Raw genomic sequence first — 22441 nt, 5'->3', positions numbered from 1 at the left:
CGATGGGGCCGGGCTGCCTATAATTCAGATTAATCACAATAAAAAGCTAGGACTTCCATATGTATGTGCGTGTAGGGGCATTGATGGTGGCCTTGTTGCTGGGCGGCTGTGCTGGCGGCCCGCCCAAGCAGGGGCCCGAGAGCCTTGACCTCAAGGAGACGCCGAGCCGGCCTGGTGCGACCAGCACGGCCAGCGATGGTCGTGACCCGTTCCAGGGCGCCAACCGGGCCATGTGGGCCGTCAACTATGATGTGCTGGAGCCCTATGTGGCCCGTCCCGTGGTGCACGGCTATGCCCGCTATATTCCGCAGGGAATGAAGGACGGCATCGAAAACCTGGTGGAAAACTTCAACGAGCCGAGCAGCATGGTCAACCATCTCATCACCGGCGATTTGAAGGGGGCGGGCACCAACCTGGGTCGCTTCACCCTCAACACCACAGTGGGTCTGCTGGGGATCTTCGACGTGGCCAAGCATGCCGGCCTGGCGCGCAACAAGCTGGAGCTCAATACCGTGCTGGGCCGCGCCGATATCGGCGATGGCGCCTACCTGATGGTGCCGGTCTACGGCCCGACCACCACCCGCAAGCTGGTGGGGGATACCATCGATACCATCTACTTCCCCTATGCCTTGCTGACCCTGCCCCTGCGCATCACCCACTGGGCGCTGGATGGTCTGGGTACCCGCTCCAAATTGATCGATCAGGAGCGGATCATCGACAACGCGCTCGATCCTTATGCCCTGACCAAGGACTTCTATCTGCAGTACAACCAGAACAAGGTGACCGGTCGTCAGACCGAGCTCAAGCAAGAGCAGCAGGAGAAGCAAGATGACAGCAATCTGGACGACTATCTGGATGAAATCGACCAGTGATGCCAGCGCATCCGGCTCGAGTAACGTAACAAAGGCGCCTGCGGGCGCCTTTTTCGTCTCTGCTGTTGCACAGGCATAAAAAACGCCCCGCAAGAGCGGGGCGTTTTGGCAAGAACGGGGCTATCAGGCAGCCAGGTTCTTGGCCACGAACTCCCAGTTGACCAGGGTCCAGAAGGTTTCCATGTACTTCGGACGCAGGTTGCGGAAATCGATGTAGTAGGCGTGTTCCCACAGGTCGACGGTCAGCAGCGGAGTGGTACCGGCTTCGGTCAGCGGGCAACCGGCGTTGGAGGTGTTGACGATGGCCAGGGTGCCGTCAGCCTTTTTCACCAGCCAAGTCCAGCTGGAACCGAAGTTGCCGATGGCAGACTTGGTGAACGCATCCTTGAACTCGGCGAAGGAACCGAAGGCCTTGGTGATGGCATCGGCCAGGGCGCCAGTGGGCTCGCCACCGCCGTTCGGGGAGAGGCAGTGCCAGTAGAAGGTGTGGTTCCAGATCTGGGCGGCGTTGTTGAAGATGCCGCCAGTGGAGGTCTTGATGATCTCTTCCAGAGACTTGCCTTCAAACTCGGTACCCGGCACCAGGTTGTTCAGGTTAACCACATAGGTGTTGTGGTGCTTGCCGTGGTGGTATTCCAGAGTTTCCTGGGAGATGTGCGGTTCCAGAGCATTGATTGCATAGGGCAGAGCGGGAAGTTCGAATGCCATTTTCTACTCTCCATTGGCTGGCCGTGCGAAGGCGACGGTTGCAAGACATTGCGTACTCTTTTCTATCTTGAAAAGAATTGTTCTTGAAATAAGGGGGGCCAGATGGCCCAAAGCCCATCGATTGTACCAGCATCAAAGATGGGCTAACAACTCTTGATTCTCGCCATGATCCGGATCAAGCTGCGGCGTATTGATTCATCACTTCTTGCATCCGAGGTGGTTTGTCAGTTTGTGGTCTGCCAGGATTGCAGTAGAATGGCCGCCGAAATCGCTCTAGTGAGGCACCTATGGAAACTATTGAAAAGATCAAACAGCAGCTGGCTGAAAACCCCATCATCCTGTACATGAAGGGTTCCCCCAAGCTACCCAGCTGCGGTTTCTCTGCCCAGGCCTCCCAGGCCCTGATGTCCTGTGGCGAGCCGTTTGCTTACGTCGACATCCTGCAAAACCCGGATATCCGCGCCGAATTGCCGAAGTTTGCCAACTGGCCGACCTTTCCCCAGCTGTGGGTGGAAGGTGAGCTGGTCGGTGGCTGCGACATCATGATCGAGATGTTCCAGGCCGGCGAGCTGCAGACCCTGATCAAGGAAACTGCCGCCAAACACAAGCAGGATGACGCCACCGCAGAATAAGGCAGCATCTGCATCATGCAAAAAGGGGAGCCGCTGGCTCCCCTTTTTTATTTCACAACTTTATCTTACAACAGGCATCAGGCGATGCGTTCGATGCGTGCCATGTAGAAGCCATCGAAGCCGGTGGCGGCCGGGCTGACGGTGTGGTCATCCCGCAGACGGTAGTTTTCATTGGCAGCGAGGAACTTGTCCACCTGCTGACGGTTCTCTTCCGGCAGGATGGAGCAGGTTGCATAGACCAGCAGACCGCCCACCTTCACCATCTGGCTGTAGCGCTGCAGGATCTCTGCCTGCAGGGCAACCAGCACCGGCAGCCGCTCGGCGGTGTCGCGCCACTTGGCATCCGGATTGCGCTTGAGCACGCCAAGGCCGGAGCAGGGCACGTCCAGCAGCACGCGATCCGCACTCTCTTTGAGGCGCTTGACGGTCTTGCTGCCGGTGATCACCCGGGTTTCCACGTTGTGGGCCCCGGCGCGGCGGGCGCGCTGCTTGAGGTTTTCGAGCTTCCACTCTTCCACATCCATCGCCAGCAGGCGGCCCTTGCCCTCCATCATGGCGGCCAGATGCAGGGTTTTGCCACCGGCACCGGCGCAAGCATCGATGACGCGCATGCCGGGGCTCACTTCCAGCGCGGCTGCAACTTGCTGGGAGCCGGCATCCTGCTGCTCGAACCAGCCATCGGCAAAGGCCTTGGTACGAAACAGGGCGGCATCCGAGGTCACTTGCAGGGCTGAATCGACCCCTTCCACTGGAATGGTAGTGACCTGCTCTTTGGCCAGTGCGGCCTGCAGTTCTTCGCGGGTGCACTTGAGGCTGTTGACCCGCAGGTAACGTTTGGGCATCCAGGCCAGCGCGGCACGCTCGGCAGGCCAGGCTTCGCCCAGTTGCTCGCTGCCGAGTTTTTCCAGCCAGGTCGGGCAGCCATCCATCAGCACCGGGTTCTTCTTGGCTTCGGTCAGACGGCGACGAAACGCCTCTTCATTGAAGCGATCCAGCGTCGGATGGTTAGGTTGAGCTATCTTGTGAAAGGCATGCCAGCTGTGCAGCAGTGGCCAGACGTTCTTCTCGGCCTGACGGACCTGGATGCCGGTCAGGGCGCAATAGAGGCTGAGGCGACGCAGCAGATCGCCGGTGACCAGGGCAATCCTTGCCTGTTCTTGCGGTTTGAGTTCGATGCCGGAGAAGTGACGGGCATAGGCGCGGTCCAGGGTGAGACCCTGACCCAGCACATCGTCAACAATGGCAACGACCAGGTCCCCGAAACGGGGCAACAGTGGGGATTTGAGCATGAGATTAACCTTGGTCAGATAAAGACGAACCGTCGTCATGGTGACGCGGCTCAAAAACTGATAAATCCGCGCAATGATAGGGGCTAGACAGGGTTGGTGCAACACTCCCCATTCGGGGAATATCCGCCAGGTGGTGCTGGACTAAGCAGGGCGGCAGGCAAATGATGCCAGTTGCAGTTTGGGTGAGTGCATTTAAAAGGACTAAAAAGATGCAGTTGATGAAATATTCTCCCTTGGCGCTGGTGATAGCCAGCCTGATGAGCTCGGGTGGCCTTGTGGCCAAGGAGTGGGACACGGTGGCGGCGCGCGCCAGCGCCGCCGACGGCTATGAAGTGCGGGCCAACCAGTTTCGGGTCGCCAAGGTGCCCATCGATTATTTTGCCGGCCTGCAGGCCGGGGCCCGTTCGCTGACCCTGCCGTTGCCCGACGGGGGAGAGGTGACCTTTACCCTCGAGGCCTATGATCTGCTGCCGGCCGATCAGGCTGCCAAATTTCCCGAGATCCTGACCTTCAAGGGCCATAACCCGGCGGCACCGGTAGAGACGGGACGTTTTGACCTGGGGCCGCTGGGCTTTCACGCCATGTTCACCCATCAGGGCAAGACGGTGTTCGTCGATCCGCTGCGCAATGCCGACGGTTATGCCGTCTATTACCAGCAGGATGCCTACAGCCGGCTGGAGGAGGATGCGGACAAGGTTATCGGCAGCGAGACCAGCAGGGCGCTGGCGCACAAGGTTCAGGTGGATGGCAACGTGCGCAAGCGTTACGTCATCGCCATCTCGACGGCGGGGGAGTACACCCAGTTCCACGGTGGCTCCAAGGTGTTGGCTACCGCCGCCATCGCCACCCTGCTCAACCGGGTCAACGAGGTGTACCAGCGCGATGTGGGGGCCGAGTTTCAGCTGGCCAGCGGCAACGACAACATCATCTTTACCGATCCGGCCAGCGATCCCTTCACCAATGGTGATGCCGACTTCGGCATCAACAGCGTGGTGCAGGCCAACGCCCAGACCCTGCCGAGCGCGCCGCTTGGACCGTTCGACATTGGCCATGTAATCAATACCGGGGGGGGCGGGCTGGCCAGCCTCGGTGCGCTCTGTACCGCCACTCGTTCGCAGGGCATGACCGGCTCGGCCACCCCGGTGGGGGATGCCTTCTTTATCGACTACGTGGCCCACGAGATTGGTCACCAGTTCGGCGCCGACCATACCTTCAACGGCACCACCAACAGTTGTGGCAGCGGCAATCGGAAGGCGACCGAAGCTTGGGAGCCGGGCAGCGGCACCACTATCATGGCCTATGCCGGGATTTGCGGTGACGAGAATATTCAGCCCCATGGCGATCCCTATTTCCACAGCAAGTCCATCGAGCAGATGCGGGCGCACATGGCGACCGTGCCAGCCTGCGGCACCACTCTGAGTCTTGCCAACAATGCGCCCCAGGCGGCGGCCGGGGCCAGCCGCATCATTCCGGCCAACACGCCATTCGTGCTCAAGGGGGCCGGCGCCGATCTGGACGGGGATCCCCTGACCTACACCTGGGAGCAGATCGATCTGGGCACGGAGTCGAGCAGCCCGGCCACCATGGTTGACGACGGCAGCCGGCCGCTGTTTCGCTTTGTTTCCCCCACCAGTTCACCGGAGCGGATCCTGCCGAGCCTGCCCTCCCTGCTCTCGGGTACGCTCGCCAAGGGCGAAGCCTGGCCCACCACCAACCGGGATCTCAACTTCCGGCTGACGGTGCGTGACGGCAAGGGCGGTGTCGCCAGCGACGACATGAAGGTTCAGGTGGTCAACACCGGCAGCGCCTTCCGGCTGACCGCCCCGCTTGGGGTGGCGTTGACGCCGGGGGCAAGCCAGGCGGTCAGCTGGGATGTGGCCGGCACCACGTTGGCGCCGATCAGCTGCAGCAAGGTGGACCTGTTCATCACCCAGAACGAGGGAACCAGCTGGAGCAATCTGGCGGTCAGCCAACCCAACAGCGGCGCCGCCACCGTCACCCTGCCGGCGGATCTGGCCAGCGCCGCACGCCTGAAGGTGGCCTGCAGCGACAACATCTTCTTCGCCATCAGTCCGGCCCAGCTGCCGGTCGTCCAAAGCGGCGGCAGTTCGGGCAGTGGCGGCGGCGGTGGTGGCGCCCTCGGTCTCTGGACTCTGGCGCTGGCCATGCTGGGTTGGCAACGGAGGCGCGGATGAGGGCTGGCTGGCTGGTGCTGATGTCCTTGCTTGGCGGCTGTCAGGTCGATGCTGATACCCTGGAGCAGGCGGTCAGCGCCAGTCTGGCCAAGCAGGATTACCGGCTGATCGTGCGGGCCGGGCGCGGCGAAGTGGCGCCCGGTATCGCGCCGGAGCAGCAGGCCTCGGCCAAGGCGCGCTGCGGCGTGCGCTACCTCGATGGCCTAGGGGATGTCATCAAGCCCGGGCAGGAAGAGGCCCAGGCCAAGCTGGCGGCCTATGCGGCCGATTACAACCGGCGCATGCTGGCGCATTGTCCCGCTGCCTCTGGCGAGCAATAAGCCTGCCGGCGGGCATGGCGTACCAAGAGCGTACGAAGGTTATACCAAGGGAGGGAGGCGTGAGCCTCCCTCTTTTTTTGCAGCCGTCATTTGCCGGTCACAAGGCTTGTACCCATGGCGTGCTCGTCGCACAATGCCAGCACGCATGGCCGCATGGGCGGCAAAGAGAGAAGGAAAATCAAGATGATGGATGTAGCCGATCTGCGCCGCGAATACACCCGGGGTGGATTGCACCGGGCCGATCTGCCGGCCGAGCCTCTTGCCTTGTTCGAGAAGTGGTTGGCCCAGGCGTGCGAAGCCAAGCTGACCGATCCCACCGCCATGGTGGTGGGCACCGTCGATGCCGACGGCCAGCCCTGGCAGCGCACCGTGTTGCTCAAGCACTACGATGCCGAGGGCATGGTGTTCTACACCAACATGGGCAGCCGCAAGGCGCATCAGCTGGAGGGCAACCCCCGCATCAGCCTGTTGTTTCCCTGGCACACGCTGGATAGGCAAGTGCATGTGACCGGCCGGGTGGAGAAGATGAGCACCTTCGAGGTGATGAAGTACTTCCACAGTCGCCCCAAGGACAGCCAGATCGCCGCCTGGGTTTCCCAGCAGTCGACCCGTATCTCGGCGCGCGGCGTGCTGGAGGCCAAATTCCTCGAGCTCAAGCAGAAGTTTGCCAATGGCGAAGTGCCGCTGCCGAGCTTCTGGGGCGGTTTTCGGGTGCGGATCGACACAGTCGAATTCTGGCAGGGGGGCGAGCATCGCCTGCACGACCGTTTCTACTACACCCGCGAGGGGGAAGGCTGGCACATCGAGCGGCTGGCGCCCTGAGTGCCCGCTGCCGCTGACAAGGAGTCTGTATGCGTCTGTATGGTGACCTGAAGTCCGGCAACTGCTACAAGCCCTGGTTGCTGGCCCGCTGGCTTGAACTGCCCCTCGACTGGGTGTCGGTAGATGTGCTGGCGGGGGAGACCCGTACCCCCGATTTTCTGGCCATCAACCCCAACGGCAAGATCCCGGTGCTGGAGTTGGCCCACGGCGATACCCTGGCGGAATCCAACGCCATCCTCTTCTATCTGGCGCAAGGCTCGCCCCTGTGGCCGACCGAGCCGCGCCAGCAGGCCGAGGTGCTCAAGTGGCTGTTCTTCGAGCAGTACAGCCATGAGCCCTATATCGCGGTGGCCCGTTTCATCGTGCACTATCTGGGGCGGCCGGAGTCCCAGGAGGCGCGCCTCGACGGGCTCAAAGCCGGTGGCGAAAAGGCGCTGGCGGTGCTGGAGCAGCAGCTCAAGCAGAGTCCCTACCTGTGCGGTGATTCCCCGACCATCGCCGACATCGCGCTTTACGCTTACACCCATGTGGCGGAGGAGGGGATCTTCTCGCTGCAGGGCTGGCCAGCTATTCGCGACTGGATCGCCCGTATCGAAGCCCATCCCCGTCACCTGAGCCTGCCGGCTGCCTGCCAGGCCGGCTGATGGAGCTGCTGATCGAGCGGGCCCTGTGGCAGCCCCACTGGGCGCCGGTGCTGCAGGCCTGGCAACGGCAGGGCGGCCGCTGGCTGCTGCTGCAGAGCAAGGCTGATGAGGGTTTGCCGAGCGACATCAGCGGACTCTGGTCCTGTTGTCCGCCCGATGGCGTGCGTTCGGCCAGCGCGCTGCTGGCCGCTTGGCTGGATGGTGACTTGCCTGCCCAGCCCGCGAGGGATCCGAGCCGCCAGATCCTCATCAGCGGCTCGGCCTCCCTGCTGACCCTGGCCCGGGAGGAAGGGCTGCTGACGCTGGGGCCACAGGGCGCCGATCTGACGCTGACGGCGCAAGACGATCTGGGCGCGGTGCTCAACCGCCTGCTGGCCCGCCGCCTGACGGTGCCGGTGCTGGCCGAGCCCGCCTCGCCATCGGGGCCAGCCCTGCAACTGCGTCTCCTGCTGGCGCGCGATGAGGCCGACGTGGTGCGCTATTGCAGCGATGCGGCGCTCGCCCGCTACACCCTCAACATCCCCCATCCCTACCCGCCGGAGGCGGCCCGCGACTGGCTGGCCGGCTGTTGGCGCAAGGCGGCGCTTGGGCTGGGCTGGAGTTGGGCGCTGACCCTGCCGGGGGGAGAGGGCCAGGCGCCGCTGGTGGGGGTGATCTCGCTGCACTGGAATGGCGAGCTCGCCTGGTGGGTGGGCGTGCCCTGGCAAAATCGCGGGCTGGCGACCCGGGCCGCCCGGCTGGTAAAGGTCTTTGCGTTTGAGCGGCTGCAATTGCCGGTGCTGACCGCCCGCCATATGCCTGGCAACCTGGCCTCCGGCCGGGTGATGGCCAAGCTGGGCATGCGCTATTGCGGTCGGCGCGAGCTGAGTGGTCAGCCGCCGTGCGAGGTGAGCTACTGGCAGTTGGAGCGAAGCCAGACGCTGGCGGCGCCGCTGACACGGCAGTTGGCCCCTCTGCTGGCCGACAAACGGGTGGTGGCGGCCATCCTGCAAGCAGGCGCTGAGGAGGATGAACCGAGGCGGTTGGCCCTCTTTCTGGCGCAGCCGGAGCCAGAAAGCGGACTGGCTGTCGACTCCCTGCCCGAGCAGGAGAGTGACGGGCCGCTGGCGGTGGAGTATCACGACCAAGAGTCGCTGGCGCAGGCCGAGCCGGACCAGCTCTATCTGTACCGGGGACTGCTGCTCAAGGACTTTGAAGAGCAAGGGCTGGCTTATCTGCAGCAGCTGGCCAGCCTGCAGCGCCAGGGGCCGGCGCCGCTCACGCTGTCGGAGCGGCGTCAGCGGCTCGGCTGGCTGGGCACCTTGGCCCGCCGGGCGAGCGGCGAGAACAAACAGGGGGATGGCGTCAGCCGCCGTTATCACCAGCTCTGGCTGCTGGTGGAATTGCCCGCCCTCATCGATGAGCTGGCCGGACGCTGGCATCGCGGCCCAGACCAGACGCTGAGCGGGCTGGAGCAGACGGATGCCGAGCTGTTTGCGGCCTATCGGGCGGCCATGACCACCCTGCAATCGAGCGATCTGCAAACCGTGCTGCACCTGCTGGCCGTGCGGTTTCCTGAGTCCACCCTCCCATTTCTCGACAAAGGTGCTCAGGGCGGCGGTCAGTTTGTGGAATAATGCCCGCTCTGCTGTACGAGGAGTAACGCTGTATGCTGAGAACCGAGCGCCCCGGCGACATGCTGCCGGTCTATGACCTGGTGAGCGCCGCCTTTGGCCGTTCCGACGAGGCCGAACTGGTCAACCGCCTGCGCGAATGTGGCGCCGCAGTGGTGACCATGGTCGAGGAGGAGGAGTACGAGTTCATGGGGCACCTGATGCTGAGCCCGATCACCATTAACGGCATGGAAGGGCCCTGGCTCGGTCTTGCGCCCGTGGCGGTCCATCCCGATTGGCAGGGGCAGGGCATAGGGTCGGATCTGGTACGCGAGGGGCTGGACACGGCGCTGGAGATGGACTGGAAGGCGGTGGTGGTGCTTGGTGACCCGACCTATTACAGCCGCTTCGGTTTTCGCCCCGCCAGCGAGTTCGGCCTTCACTGCATCTACGAAGTGCCCGCCGACTGCTTCATGGCTATGGAGCTGCAAGAAGGCGGCCTGACCGGGATGCAGGGCGAAGTGCTCTACCACCCGCTGTTTGACGAGCTTCCCGAAGAACAATGAGCAACGCAAACGGCAGCCTGCGGGCTGCCGTTTTGTTATCTGCATGAGCAGCAGGTGCTGCGCCTTTCCCCTTGAATAAGCGATGAGTCGTTGTGCTCCTCCACTCCATCATCCTGGGCAGTATCCACGCCCATGCCATTGAGCAAACACCTCTTGAATCCGTGTCGGGATATATGGAGCGCGCCACCATATTCTCTGAATATGGAGTCTGCTGCCTGAGGGCTGGCCGTTGCTTTTTCCGGAGGAATTCTGTTGCAATGTATTGTTACAATTTTTTATCAGCAAGATCTGTTTTTGTCTAACGGGTAACATTTTTGGTTTGACCTCATTATTGATGTTTGACTCAAATGAGGATGTAAAGGTAGATTGTTGAATATATAAACAAGGAGGCCTGGTGCGATTGCCATGGCTTTAATTATTCATTCCCGCCCTTGTCTTATATATCGATAGAGTTGCTCTCGTTTGCATATCAATAATGCTTACGCGGTAACCTGTCTTCATCTTACACCCAAGAACAACAACCATATGCTCGGTCATGATGATATGGCCTGCCCAGCTATTGCCTGAAAATATCGGGCAATCTGGAAGAAATTGAGCACTGATAGGGATATATTATATGAAAAAACTTTCAGAAATAATCCATCGTGAGGTTTCACAAGGACGTCGTGATTTTCTGACGTTTTCCTCTATGTCGCTGATTGGTCTGGCTGCCAGCAGCGTTTTCCCAGCCCCGGTGAAGGCTGCCATTGCTGTCTTGAATAATGGCAATTTTGCTGAACTGGATGCGATCAATTTTTACGTGATGGCGTCTAACCAGCCCGCAGTTGATTCAAATCGGGTCAACTTTGTACAAGAAACAGATGAAGCGCAATATCTTGCCCAGGTGATGTTTCAAGAGTTGATGAAGTACGAATTCCAGTATCAGAACAGCTCATTAAGCGAAGCATTAGGCCCTGGCATGAAGCCTAATAATAATGTGCTGACAATGAGTGATGGCATCAGCTCGGTCAATGCTATTTACAGCAGCAATCGACGCTATTTTACCGATAATATGGTTGAGTACGTGAGTGGCCTGTTACAGAACTCATATAGCAAGCAAACCAATGTCACAGTAGCTGACCGGAAGCTATATAACTCTTGGGATATGGTGAAGGTAAATGCGAATATCAAGCAAGCAGAAAAGGGGGCGCAGTTTAAGGAGATTATCGATCAACTATATTCTGTCGCCACCCATTATTGTCAAAGTGGAAAGTTAACCGCCTACAAAGCAGGAGGAGAACGCTGGGCTCGTCAACTTATCGAGCACTACTCCAAGAATGAGGTGTTAGACGAGCTTATCAGTTCTTTTAAAGTTCAGGAGTATCTGGGGTCAGGCTCATCGTTTGAAAAGGCGATGTGGCAAGTGTACAACACCATCAACAAAGTAAGAGCGATCAATATTTCATCCGGTCGTCGCATCACCGAAGATGAGCTGAAAAAATTTGAACGTACCATGGCGGGATCTGTTTACAGCGGGTTTGCCATGAACATGAGCTGGGGTCACCAAAGCGAGAAATACACTGTCCTGGCCAACAGGAGAAATTTCGATGATGTGGTGACCTTGCTGAGAAATGAAAGCGGTACTCAGCGCACCTTCTGGAACAGTTTCTTCAACCAGAATAGTCCGGATAGCTTCTGGAATGAACTGAATAATATGAGCCTGAGAACGAGCACCTTGCAGGATGAAGGGGCTCGGCAGCGTATTCTTCAACGATATCCTGCTCTGGCAGGGACGGCAGGCAGTATTGCTCCCACAGCCTTCGCCGGTGTGGCTCCCGCGGCCTTCCCCATAGATTCATTCCTTTCCGTGTTCACCTTGTTGCTGGGGGTGGGCAACTTTACCTGGTTGACGGCGACCGATCGGGAGGAATGGAGCAACCCTGTTCCTTTGATGGAGTTGGGGGCAGCCCTGTTTGATGTGACCTTGAATCTGATCCAGCTCGGCCGGTTCCTTGATAAAGTGACCATGTTTATTTATGGCAATGGTGAAGGCATCATCAATAGCATTGCCATCAATATGGGGAAATTCAGTCAATTCTTGAGCAACCTTACCGCCAAAGGCCAGCATCTCACGAATGTGCTGGAGCGGCAGATAGCCAGCAAGATGTTTCTCGCCACGCAAAATATCACTCGGGTTATCAATATATGTTTTGTTGGCTTGGCGGCACTGGGGGCGGCCCTGGCCGCGTATAACCTGTATCAGGCTGTCGAGGGCGGCGATATTGGGGATATTATATTTGCGGCAATCAATATGTTGGTCGCCACGGTGGCGTTGGGTGTCGCCATTGCCTCTTTTATGGGGTTTGCCATTGCCGGCCCCTTGGGTATCATTGTCGCGGTGATAGGCATAGTGGTGGCCATTGCCCAGTGGATCTACACGTTACTCAAAAAAGAAGAGGTCAAACCTACCCCGATCGCGAGATATACCAACGAATATATTAAGCCACGAGGACTTGAGTATGAAGATCTTGGTGCATATATTTGCCGAGTGTCCAGTTACTGGAAGCGTACTCTGGTGTGCGCATTCGATGCAAGGACCATGAATACCGATTGGGATTATGTCCCAAGTATCGCTGATCATGATAATCCGATTTATACTCAGCCAGGGGCTCTGGTAACCTCGCCTAGAAATGGCAGGATTTATAACTTTGCCAATATTCAAAAACCAGGTTACGGAAATATATCGAATTTCTTCACTGCGGGAGCCACCACACCAATCAGTAACTGGCGGCCGGGGAGTGATTTGCAGACCTGCTTGCATGCCGTTGAGAGTCAGGCAAGCAATAATAGTCGTGCTGCTATATTTGTGGCGCTGGGAAACAACTCAAGCTTTTCACGCGCTTTCTTGACATCTCACCTGGAAGATGCCCCGACAAACAGCAATGAGCTGAAGAGTCAATTAAATCTGGAGTGGCAAGAATATCCGCTGGATGTGGTTGCCATCAATGACCTTGATGAGACCATGTTCCTTATCTTCACTACCCGACATATCTATCAAGTGAAAGGTGGTGTAGTGCGCAGGATAATCTCTGACTTTGTCGGTCAGCGCGATGCACCGATAACCTATGGCCTGAATGCACTGGCACTCGGTACCAACGTGAATTTGATCTATCGGTTAAATGGTCTGCAGGCTCCCGAGACCCGCTACCATTATCTGCTGACCCGGGATGACAATGGTGACTATACCCGTATGAAATTACTGCGGACCATCAATAATCCCCTGTCCTCAGACTCGCCGATTGTTGGCAGATTGTTCAAGAAAACCAACGATCTGGTTTCGCGGATGGACTTTATGTATCACGACGGCAAAAGTGGTTATGCCCGCTATGGCGCAATTATGAGTAAGACTGATGATGCCTCATTGTCATTGTACAACGGGGTTGAGTTTCAGGTACCGGACAATGGATTCCGATCCTTCTACAAGAATGCGTTTATTCCGAAATAGCGGAGGTGACGCCCTTGTCCATTGCTTTACCATGAGTCGTCATTATTGAAGCGGCCATGTACGAAAACCAGGTGCATCCAAATAGGCTGCAAATAACAAAAAGGCGCCCTCGGGCGCCTTTTTCATCTCTGTCCGTCAGCTCAGCTGAAGAACCAGTAGCCGCGGTTGACCAAGCGGGTCAGCAGTTGCAGGAAGCCGGCCTGATCGGCAAGCTCCACCATGTCGGCCTGGGTGACCATGTCCTTGTCGCACAAGAGCGAAATGGCGGCCGCATCTTCGCTTGGCAGGGTCCAGGCTTCGCCGTCGATGTAGCACTGCTGGCTCTCGCCGCTGAACCAGACGGTGCGCAGGCCCGGTACCTTGATGGCGGGCTCGCCCTGGGTCAGCAGGTCGGCCACTTCCTCGGCGCTGTAGTCCGGCTCGACTGGATTGACGTCCAGATCGTGCTTGGCCTCGGAGATCATGGTGCCGAACCACTCCTTGAACAGGGTCTCGTCATCGAGGGCCTGTTGCATCAGCTCGCGCAGACGGTGCAGCTCGTGGGGCTGGATCTCGCCGTGGCGGGCGCGGGGCTTGAGGTCGGCATCGCCGTAACGCTCGGTGCGCACCTCGTTGTCTATCAGGTGATCGGCAAAGGAGGAGATAAGCGCCTTGGCATCTGGTGCGCGGAAGCCCACCGAGAAGTTCAGGGAGGGCTCGATGGCGTAGCCCTCGTGGGGGAATCCAGGCGGGATGTAGAGGATGTCGCCCGGCTCCATGATGACGTCGATGATCGCCTCGAACGGCTCGCAGTGCAGCAGGGCCGCATGGGCGGCAAACTCGTTCAAGGGCTTGGCATCGCCGACGCGCCAGTGGCGTTTGCCCTGGCCCTGGGTGATGAAGACGTCGTAGTTGTCGATGTGGGGACCGACCCCGCCGTGAGGGGTGGAGAAGCTCACCATCACATCGTCAAAACGCCAGCCCGGGATGAACTGGAACGGCACTGCCAGCTCGTTGACCTCGGGAGCCCAGTGGTTGCAGGCCTGCACCAGCACGGTCCAGTTCTCTTCACCCAGGTGATCGTAGGATTCGAAGGGGCCGTGGGCTGCCTCCCACTTGTTGTTGAAGCGGGTGACGAGGCGCGATTCAATCACCTCTTCCATGGCCAGACCCGCCAGCTCGTCCGGGCTGATGGGATCCTGAAAGTCGGTGAAGCCGCCCTTGATGAGCAGTGGGCGCTTCTGCCAGTAGTGCTCGAGGAAGTGAGCGATATCCAGATTGAGTTGGTACATAGATCTTCTCGTCAAAGGGTTCGACAAAGGTCAAGAGAGGTCTTGCCAGAGGCGGTGGCTGGCCTCGGGCAAGACCTCTTGCAAAGGGTGTATAGGGTGCCACATAAAATAACCGGGGCCCTGTTGCAGATCATGCACAGGGCCCCGGTGGTGTCACTTATCCGCTTATTTCAGCAGATCGACCAGACGCTGGGCGTCGCCGATGTAGTTGGCCGGGGTCAGCTTCTTCAGCTCTACCTTGACCGCTTCCGGCAACTCCAGGGTGTCGATAAAGGTACGCATCCCTTCGGCGTCGACGCGGCGGCCACGGGTCAGCTCCTTGAGCTTCTCGTAGGGCTTCTCGATGCCGTAACGGCGCATCACGGTCTGGATTGGCTCGGCCAGTACTTCCCAGTTGGCATCCAGATCGGCAGCCATGGCGGCGTCGTTGGCTTCCAGCTTGGAGATACCCTTGAGGGTCGCCTGATAGGCAATCAGGGAGTAACCCACCGCCACCCCCAGGTTGCGCAGCACGGTTGAGTCGGTCAGATCACGCTGCCAGCGGGAGATGGGCAGCTTGCTCGCCAGATGCTGGAACACGGCATTGGCCAGACCCAGATTGCCTTCGGAGTTCTCGAAGTCGATGGGGTTGACCTTGTGCGGCATGGTGGAGGAGCCGATTTCGCCGGCGATGGTGCGCTGCTTGAAGTGGCCCAGGGAGATGTAACCCCACACGTCGCGGTCGAAGTCGATCAGGATGGTGTTGAAGCGGGCCATGGCGTCGAACAGCTCGGCGATGTAGTCGTGCGGCTCGATCTGGGTGGTGTAGGGGTTCCAGGAAAGGCCGAGGGAGGTAACGAACTCCTCGGAGAACTGGTGCCAGTCCACATCCGGGTAGGCGCTGATGTGGGCGTTGTAGTTGCCGACCGCGCCGTTGATCTTGCCGAGGATCTCCACCGCCATGATCTGCTTGTACTGGCGCTCCAGCCGGTAGGCGACGTTGGCCATCTCCTTGCCCATGGTGCTCGGGGTGGCCGGCTGACCGTGGGTACGGGACAGCAGCGGCATGTCACGATACTCGTGAGCCAGGCGCTTGAGCTCGGAAATCAGCTTCTCGCAATAAGGCTTGATGACCTCTTCGCGGGCGGTTTTCAGCATCAGGCCGTGGGAGTTGTTGTTGATGTCTTCCGAGGTGCAGGCGAAGTGGATGAACTCGCTGACTGCGGCCAGCTCCGGGTTCACTTCGACTTTCTCTTTGAGGAAGTACTCCACCGCTTTCACATCATGGTTGGTGGTGCGCTCGATCTGTTTGATGCGGGCGGCATCCTGCTCGTTGAAGCTCTGGACTATGCCGTCGAGCAGGGCACTGGCGGCCGCGCTCAGGGCAGGGACTTCCGGTATCCCGACGTGGCTGGCCAGTTTTTGCAACCAGCGCACCTCGACTTCGACGCGAAAACGCAGCAGGCCGAATTCGGAGAAGATAGGGCGCAGGGCATCGGCCTTGTCGCCATAACGACCGTCAATCGGGGAAACAGCAGTCAGCGCGGACAGCTCCATGGGGTGAACTCCTGATGATTGGTGTGGGGGATCCGTATCCACTCATGCGTGGGCCCAGGGTGTCAGCAAGGGGATGTGCGGCTGCCCGCCTTGCTGTCGTCCCTCGGCCTGCGCGCGAGCCGATGATTAGTAACGTTTGGCCAGCTCCACCATCTTCTTGCGAGCGAAGATGATCTGGGTGCGGCTGCCACCGAGCTGACGCCACAGCACGCAGGCCCGGATGCCTGCCAGCAGCAGGGCGCGCACCTTGTGCTGCACCAGCGGCTGCTGCAGGAACAGCGGGGTACCCGCCACCTGGATGCGCGGCCCGATGGGGCTGATGAGATCGCTGTAGATGCTCGCCATGTTGGCCAGGATCTGCTCGTCGAGCAGATCGAAGTGCTGTTGCTGGCGGCCAATCTGGCTGATCCGCTCACCCAGCATGTTGAGGATGTCCTTGCGCTTGGCCAGCTTGCGCTCCAGCGCAATCAGGCTCACCACGTAGCGGGTCAGCTCGGCATTCTTCTGGTTGCCGTCGGCGCCCAGCTGCTCGACCAGCGCGCGGTAGCCGTCGCGAATGGCCAGGTGGGTGTTGTTGAACACCTCGAGCGGCTGGCTCGGGTTGGTCACCAGAATGCTGGAGAGGCTCTCGCGCAGGGCCGCCTCGTCGCAGCTGCCGTCACGGGCCACCTTCTGCACCAGATAGGCGGCCTGGCAGATGCCGGCAAAGGCCATGGTTCTGTCTTGGAATTTGTCGCTCATATCTTCACAGCCCTGTTCTGTTCATTCACCGGCCGATGCCATGATCCGGCCTGGAAGTTGCCAATCATGGATCGCTGCCTTGTGCTGTTTTGTCTTTGTCCCCTCTCCCTCAGGGAGAGGGTCAGGGTGAGGGTGGTTACCCCCTCACCCCAACCCTTCTCCCGCGAGGGGAGAAGGGAGTACAGCGCGGACGCTCGTGAGCGCCCAGTCCTTAGACCGGATGGCTGAAACGTTGTTCGATGATGCCGCCGCCCAGACACACTTCCCCGTCGTAGAAGACGGCGGATTGGCCCGGGGTCACCGCAGCCTGTTTCTCGTCGAAGATGACCCGGATGGTCTCATCGTCGATGGGCTGGATCAGGCAGGGGATATCTGCCTGCCGATAGCGGGTCTTGACGGTGCAGCGGCGCGGCTCGCGAATGGGGGTGCGATCCACCCAGTGCAATTGGCTCGCAATCAGGCCATCGGAGTAGAGACGGGGATGCTCGCCCTGCGCCACCACTAGCGTGTTGCGCTCGACCTCTTTGTCGACCACGTACCAGGCCTCTTCGGTGGCATCTTTGCGACCACCGATGCCAAGCCCCTTGCGTTGGCCCAGAGTGTGATACATCAGGCCCTGATGCTCGCCGATCACCTTGCCATCGACGGTTTCGATGGGGCCGGGCTGGGCGGGCAGGAACTTGGCCAGGAAGTCCTTGAATTTGCGCTCACCGATAAAGCAGATGCCGGTGGAGTCTTTCTTCTTGGCGGTGATGAGATCGAGCTGCTCGGCGATGCGGCGCACCTCGGGTTTTTCCAGGTCGCCGACCGGGAACAGGCTCTGACCCACCTGAGCTTCGCTCAAGGTGTAGAGGAAGTAGCTCTGATCCTTGTTGGTATCCAGGCCACGCAGCAGGCGCGGGCGGCCTGTGCTGTCGTCACGGCGCACATAGTGGCCGGTGGCGATGTAGGTGGCCCCCAGCTCTTCGGCGGCAAACTCCAGGAACGCCTTGAACTTGATCTCCTTGTTGCACAGGATATCGGGGTTCGGCGTACGGCCGGCCTTGTACTCTTCGAGGAAGTGCTCGAACACGTTGTCCCAGTACTCGGCGGCGAAGTTGATGGTGTGGAGTTTCATCCCCAGCTTGTCGCAGACGGCCTTGGCATCAGCCAAATCCTGGGCGGCAGAGCAGTACTCGTCCGTGTCGTCTTCTTCCCAGTTCTTCATGAACAAGCCTTCGACCTGATAGCCCTGCTGCTGGAGCAGGTAGGCCGAGACGGAAGAATCCACGCCGCCGGACATGCCGACGATCACCTTGATTTGGCTGTTGTCTGTCATTAGTCGAAGTTACCAGTTCGTTTAAACGGGGCGTATTCTACCAGAATTTCGCGCCCCCGGTCACATATCCATGCCGCCGTTCCCATCAGGAACCCGGCAACAGGAAATCGTTTTTCTTGTCTTGGCCCCATTGGGTCAAAAAGAGCTTCCAACGGCTCTTAAATGAAGGCCTTGAGGGCCGACAGCGGCAGCCTGGTGCCGGCCAGATAGTCCTGAATGCACTGCCACACCAGGGGGCTGCGCAGAGCTGGCTTGCACTCGGCAATCTCTTCCAGCGTGAGCCAGTGGCAGGCCAGCACGTCGCCGTCAGGATCCTCTGGATGGTGCTGACCCGGCGCCTTTTCAAGGTCGAAGATGACGGCGGTGCGCACAAAGGTGGCCTCGCTATCCGCCGGCTTGTAGAGATAGACCCCGAGCCAGCCGGTGGGAGCGGCGGTGAGCCCGGTCTCCTCCTTCAGCTCGCGGCAGGCCGCCTGGATGAGATCTTCCCCCGGCTCCACATGGCCGGCGGGCTGGTTGAAGCGGCGCTGGCCCTTGATCTCCTCTTCCACCAGCAGGAAGCGGCCCTGCCAGTGTACCAGGGCGGCCACGGTGAGGCGGGTGGGCAGCGGTGGGTGATCGCTCATAGGGACTCCTTGTCTGGTTGGCTGTGCCCCGGCGGGGGCGCTGGATTCAAGTGTGCTGTTCATATGACGACACGCTGGCCAAATGGCTTACTCGTGTTATTCAGACGGCTTGCTGCGGGCCGGGCGACGGGCGGTGCCACGCCCACCGCTGCGATGGCCGGGTGCCTGCTCTTGGCCCTGATGCTGGTGGCGGCTTGCCACTCGCGGTGCGCTGTGGCTGCCTGTTCCCTGTGGCTTGGCGGATGTCCGTGCTTTGCCTTGCGTGGCAGCGGGCCGAGGGGCCGCTGCCAGTTCGGGGGCGGGCAGGGCGCGGCTCTCCCCCGGTGCCAGCGCGTCTAGGGTCCAGTCGCCGATGGCGTAGCGGATAAGGCGCAGGGTGGGGTGACCGATGTGGGCGGTCATCCGCCGCACCTGGCGGTTGCGCCCCTCCACTATCTTGATCTCCAGCCAGCAGGTGGGGATCTCCTTGCGCTCGCGAATGGGCGGGTTGCGTGGCCACACGGCAGGCTCATCCATGATGCGCGCCCCGGCGGGTAGGGTCATGCCGTCGTTGAGCTCGACCCCGGTGCGCAGAGCAGCCAGTTTCTCCTCGCTCGGGATGCCTTCCACCTGGACCCAGTAGGTCTTGGGGGTCTTCTCCCCAGGCTGGGTGAGGCGTGCCTGCAGCTTGCCGTCGTTGGTGAGCAGCAACAGTCCCTCACTGTCGCGGTCGAGCCGGCCCGCGGCATAGATACCGGGCTCGGTGATGTAATCCTTGAGGGTCTCGCGGCCCGCCTCGTCGGTGAACTGACAGAGCACCATGTAGGGCTTGTTCAAGAGCAGCAGCTTGCGATCGGCCGGGGCGGGGGCCGGTTTGCGCTCACCCTCCTTGTCTCTCATGGCGTGTTCCGCCTCCCGGCGTTGGGATGGACGCGCCGTGGCGGCGGGTCTGCTGGCCGAACGTTCGGCGTCGGGACGGGCGGAGAGGGAGAGACGGGGGCGGGTTGATTTCATCGCATGCATACCAAAAACAGGGGAAGGGCGAGTGTACCACAGGGGGTTGTCGCGGGCATGAACGACGGGGATGGGAGGCCAGTCGCTCAGCCGAGCAGGCCGTCGATGACGATGGCCTGACGGGCGGGGGCGGAGCCTGCGTGCAGCAGCGCGGTGCCTACCTGATCGTCCATCAATGCGCGGGCCAGCCGGGTGAGGGGACGCAACTGCTCGGGAGCCAGGCCGGCGGGCACCGCCAGCAAAATCAGAGTCTGCACCGGCCCGAGTGCGGAGCCCCACTCGATGGGCTCGCTGCTGCTGAGCAGCGAGAGCGCGGGGTGGCGGATGGCGGGGCAGATGACGTGGGGCATGGCGAGCCCGGGCCGGATGATGGTGGCGGCCAGCTGCTCGCGCGCGGCGATGGCCTGCTCCAGCGCTGGCCTGTCGCTTATCAGCGCGGCGGGCAGCAGGTCCACCAGCACCGCCAGTGCCTGAGCCTTGTCGAGGGGCGCCGTGGCATGGCCGAGCTGAGCCAGGGTGAAGCAATAGTCGGGCAGCGCCTGGCCCAGGCGCTGCCCGGCCAGGGCGGCGCTGCCGGGGCGCCCCAGTGGCTGGCCCAGCTCCACGCACCAACAGGTGAAGGCCATGTGGGCGAGCTCGGCATCCAGCCCCTCGATCAGCAGCAGACAGAGATCGCCGGGCTGGGTGGCCAGGGTGAGCAGGGAGAGCTGGTTGGTCGCCTCTACCGCCTGACGGCGGGTGACGTTGATGAACTGGATGTGGGACTTGAACAGCCCGGCCAGCCGACTCAACTGCTTGGCCTGGGTGATGGTGAGCCCCAGCCGGCAGTGAAAGGAGATCTCGCGGATCAGCATTCAGACGCCGGGGGCGGCGGTCTTGAGCACGGCCACCGCATCGAGCAGCACCGCCTCCAGCGCGACCTGGTGGATGGGACAGCCGAGGAAGCGATCTTTTTGCTCAATCTCGATATCGGAGGCGATCAGCACCAGATCGGCGCCTGCGATGTCGCGGGCGGTGAGGATGTTCTCCAGCCCCATGGCCCCCTGGGTTTCGACCTTGATCTTGAGCCCCAGCTTGTCGGCGGCTTTTTGCAGCGCCTCGGCGGCCATGTAGGTGTGGGCGATGCCGGTGGGGCATGCGGTGACGGCGAGGATCTTCATGGGCTCTCACGGCAAGTTCGGGTGGGGCAACAAGATAGCGCCAAGGGGCGGCCTTGCCAAAGGGGCGGAGTCAAAAATGGGATCCCGACTGCGCTCTGTTGAAGGGATGGGCAAGGGGTGAGCGCTTTTGTGGCCCCAAAAGGGACAAGTGGGGAAAAGAGGGGATAAAAAACGGCCCGCCAGAGGGGGGGCCGAATGCACACTACGGAGTGAAACCGTGTTACCGGGCAGCTACTGCCCGGACGCCGGGGCTCAGGCGGACTGGGTGGCCAGGGTGGCTGCTTTTAGCTCCCGCTTGATGCGGCGGATCTTGCGCTCTTCGGCAACCGCGACACAGGCCATCAGCACCAGACAGGCGGCGGCGGCCATGTCCAGCGCCGCGAAGGTACCGGTCCAGCCGGTCAGGCCGAAGATGGGGGTGCCGTCGGCAATCATGCCCAGACCCAGCTTGGCGAAGCTGTCACCGATAAGGTAGGCGAAGGTGCCCTTGACGCCATCGGCCACGCTGATGCCCTGCTTGGGCACGAAGCCCACGGCGGCCACGCCGATCAGCAGTTGCGGACCGAACACCAGGAAGCCAAGCAGGAACAGGGATCCCAGGAACATGAACTGGGTGGTGGCGTGCTGGTAGAGCCCCAGGGTGGCGATGATCAGCGCCAGCGCGATACAGGCCACCAGACCACGGCGACCGTTGGCCAGATCCGAGAGGTAACCCCACATCAGGGTACCGACCAGGGCGCCCACTTCGAAGAAGGTAAAGCCCTGAATGGCGATTTCCTTGGAGAAGCCGAGCTCCTGGTGGGCATAGACGGTGGACCACTGGTCGATGCCGATACGCACCACATAGAGGAAGATGTTGGCAAAGCAGAGCAGCCAGATCACCTTGTTCATCAGCACGTACTTGACGAAGATCTGCCACTTGGTCAGCTGCTGCTCTTCGGTGGCGATATCTTCTTCGCTGGCCACTTCGTCAAACAGCTCTTCCACCTTGCCCAGACCATAGGCTTCCGGCGAATCGCTACCAAAGCGCAGGCCGATGAAGCCCACGATCAGCGCGATGATGGAGGGGAAGATGAACATGCCGAGCACGTTGCCATCGAACAGGTAGTTGGCACCGAACAGTGCCACACCGGCCGCACCGGCCCCGCCCACGTTGTGGGAGAGGTTCCACATGCCGAGGTAGGTGCCGCGCTTGTTGCGGGGCGTCCACTTGGTGATGGTGGAGTAGCTGCAGGAGCCGCCACAGCTCTGGAAGAAACCGCTGGCCGCGTAGAAGAAGATCATCAGGTAGAGGCTAAAACCGGTGCCACCCATGCTGGCACTGAAGCCCAGCATGCAGAGGGAGGAGAGGATCAGCATCAGTGGCAGGAACTGCTTGGTGTTCTTGCCATCGGCATAGTAGGAGACGATGGTCTTGCCCACCCCGTAGGTGATGGAGAAGCCAAGGCCGATCATGCCGAGCTCGGTCATAGAGAGACCGTACTCCTGGATCATGTCGTTCTGCGCAATGTTGAAGTTCTTGCGGATCAGATACATGGTCAGGTAACCGATGAACACAACCAGATAGGATTGCATAAACGGTTTGAACCAGAGCTTGCGCCGGGCTTCGACCGGCAGGTTCAGGGTGGGGACCCGGACCTGTTCGAGCAGTTTAAACATCTTCGTTCATCCT

At 60.5% G+C, this 22441-nt stretch carries 20 protein-coding genes; 9 read left to right on the top strand and 11 right to left on the bottom strand.

Annotated elements, in window-relative coordinates; translation table 11 throughout:
* Positions 1–59 precede the first annotated feature (59 nt).
* The gene (locus AACQ43_RS03435; protein WP_029301472.1) at positions 60–872 is read left to right on the top strand and encodes an MlaA family lipoprotein; all 813 of its coding nucleotides are present in this window, start codon (positions 60–62) and stop codon (positions 870–872) included.
* Positions 873–995: 123 nt separating this feature from the next.
* On the opposite strand, the gene sodB is transcribed toward AACQ43_RS03435, so the two are convergent.
* Positions 996–1580, bottom strand: a complete 585-nt coding sequence (sodB, locus tag AACQ43_RS03430) for a superoxide dismutase [Fe] (protein WP_168965966.1) — start codon at positions 1578–1580, stop codon at positions 996–998.
* A 287-nt stretch (positions 1581–1867) separates the two neighbouring features.
* Here sodB and AACQ43_RS03425 point away from each other — a divergent pair, with 287 nt between their 5' ends.
* On the top strand, positions 1868–2212 hold the full coding sequence (locus AACQ43_RS03425) for a Grx4 family monothiol glutaredoxin (RefSeq protein ID WP_168965964.1): 345 nt from the start codon (positions 1868–1870) through the stop codon (positions 2210–2212).
* Between the two features lie 77 nt (positions 2213–2289).
* Here AACQ43_RS03425 and AACQ43_RS03420 read toward each other — a convergent pair whose 3' ends face one another.
* Complete coding sequence (locus AACQ43_RS03420; RefSeq protein ID WP_168965962.1) at positions 2290–3501, bottom strand: RsmB/NOP family class I SAM-dependent RNA methyltransferase; 1212 nt, start codon at positions 3499–3501, stop codon at positions 2290–2292.
* A 209-nt stretch (positions 3502–3710) separates the two neighbouring features.
* Here AACQ43_RS03420 and AACQ43_RS03415 point away from each other — a divergent pair, with 209 nt between their 5' ends.
* The 7 genes from AACQ43_RS03415 to AACQ43_RS03385 all read left to right on the top strand — a co-directional run bounded on the left by AACQ43_RS03415 (position 3711) and on the right by AACQ43_RS03385 (position 13124).
* Positions 3711–5696, top strand: a complete 1986-nt coding sequence (locus tag AACQ43_RS03415; RefSeq protein ID WP_168965960.1) for a reprolysin-like metallopeptidase — start codon at positions 3711–3713, stop codon at positions 5694–5696.
* Positions 5693–6016, top strand: a complete 324-nt coding sequence (locus AACQ43_RS03410) for a hypothetical protein (RefSeq protein ID WP_076361236.1) — start codon at positions 5693–5695, stop codon at positions 6014–6016. The genes AACQ43_RS03415 and AACQ43_RS03410 overlap by 4 nt, the downstream gene beginning before the upstream one ends.
* A 183-nt stretch (positions 6017–6199) precedes the next feature.
* Positions 6200–6838, top strand: coding sequence for a pyridoxamine 5'-phosphate oxidase (gene pdxH / locus AACQ43_RS03405; RefSeq protein WP_011705310.1), 639 nt, complete (start codon positions 6200–6202; stop codon positions 6836–6838).
* A gap of 29 nt (positions 6839–6867) precedes the next feature.
* A complete protein-coding gene (locus AACQ43_RS03400; RefSeq protein ID WP_168965958.1) occupies positions 6868–7482 on the top strand; it encodes a glutathione S-transferase family protein in 615 nt (204 codons plus the stop codon).
* Positions 7482–9098 carry a GNAT family N-acetyltransferase gene (locus AACQ43_RS03395; RefSeq protein ID WP_168965956.1) on the top strand — a complete coding sequence of 539 codons (1617 nt, stop codon included), beginning with the start codon at positions 7482–7484 and terminating at the stop codon, positions 9096–9098. Before AACQ43_RS03400 ends, AACQ43_RS03395 begins: the two co-directional genes overlap by 1 nt.
* Positions 9099–9130: 32 nt before the next feature.
* The gene (locus tag AACQ43_RS03390) at positions 9131–9640 is read left to right on the top strand and encodes a GNAT family N-acetyltransferase (RefSeq protein WP_039215280.1); all 510 of its coding nucleotides are present in this window, start codon (positions 9131–9133) and stop codon (positions 9638–9640) included.
* 616 nt (positions 9641–10256) lie between these two features.
* A complete protein-coding gene (locus AACQ43_RS03385; protein ID WP_168965954.1) occupies positions 10257–13124 on the top strand; it encodes a hypothetical protein in 2868 nt (955 codons plus the stop codon).
* Between the two features lie 140 nt (positions 13125–13264).
* On the opposite strand, the gene AACQ43_RS03380 is transcribed toward AACQ43_RS03385, so the two are convergent.
* From AACQ43_RS03380 to uhpT, 9 genes are all read right to left on the bottom strand, one after another.
* Entirely contained in the window at positions 13265–14395 is a 1131-nt protein-coding gene (locus tag AACQ43_RS03380; protein ID WP_016350075.1) for a ribosomal protein uL16 3-hydroxylase, read from the bottom strand.
* Positions 14396–14560: 165 nt separating this feature from the next.
* Positions 14561–15931 (bottom strand): adenylosuccinate lyase, encoded by a 1371-nt coding sequence (purB, locus tag AACQ43_RS03375; RefSeq protein ID WP_168965952.1) that lies wholly within the window; start codon positions 15929–15931, stop codon positions 14561–14563.
* A 126-nt stretch (positions 15932–16057) separates the two neighbouring features.
* A complete protein-coding gene (gene hflD, locus AACQ43_RS03370; protein ID WP_060388888.1) occupies positions 16058–16672 on the bottom strand; it encodes a high frequency lysogenization protein HflD in 615 nt (204 codons plus the stop codon).
* A 211-nt stretch (positions 16673–16883) separates the two neighbouring features.
* Complete coding sequence (gene mnmA, locus AACQ43_RS03365; protein ID WP_168965950.1) at positions 16884–17990, bottom strand: tRNA 2-thiouridine(34) synthase MnmA; 1107 nt, start codon at positions 17988–17990, stop codon at positions 16884–16886.
* Positions 17991–18148: 158 nt separating this feature from the next.
* Positions 18149–18616: an NUDIX hydrolase gene (locus tag AACQ43_RS03360; RefSeq protein WP_168965948.1), complete on the bottom strand. Its 468-nt coding sequence runs from the start codon at positions 18614–18616 to the stop codon at positions 18149–18151.
* Positions 18617–18712: 96 nt separating this feature from the next.
* Positions 18713–19618 (bottom strand): 23S rRNA pseudouridine(2457) synthase RluE, encoded by a 906-nt coding sequence (gene rluE / locus AACQ43_RS03355; RefSeq protein WP_168965946.1) that lies wholly within the window; start codon positions 19616–19618, stop codon positions 18713–18715.
* Between the two features lie 77 nt (positions 19619–19695).
* On the bottom strand, positions 19696–20463 hold the full coding sequence (locus AACQ43_RS03350; protein WP_168965944.1) for a PTS sugar transporter subunit IIA: 768 nt from the start codon (positions 20461–20463) through the stop codon (positions 19696–19698).
* Positions 20464–20769 (bottom strand): PTS fructose transporter subunit IIB, encoded by a 306-nt coding sequence (locus AACQ43_RS03345; protein WP_017409976.1) that lies wholly within the window; start codon positions 20767–20769, stop codon positions 20464–20466. It abuts the gene before it with no gap.
* Between the two features lie 252 nt (positions 20770–21021).
* Complete coding sequence (gene uhpT, locus AACQ43_RS03340; RefSeq protein ID WP_168965942.1) at positions 21022–22428, bottom strand: hexose-6-phosphate:phosphate antiporter; 1407 nt, start codon at positions 22426–22428, stop codon at positions 21022–21024.
* Between the last annotated feature and the right edge of the window lie 13 nt (positions 22429–22441).

The organism is Aeromonas sp. DNRA1, assembly GCF_963888745.1.
GTDB classification, from domain to species: domain Bacteria; phylum Pseudomonadota; class Gammaproteobacteria; order Enterobacterales; family Aeromonadaceae; genus Aeromonas; species Aeromonas hydrophila.
Note: the sequence above shows the minus strand (reverse complement) of the source record. Positions and strands in the feature narration are given on the sequence as shown.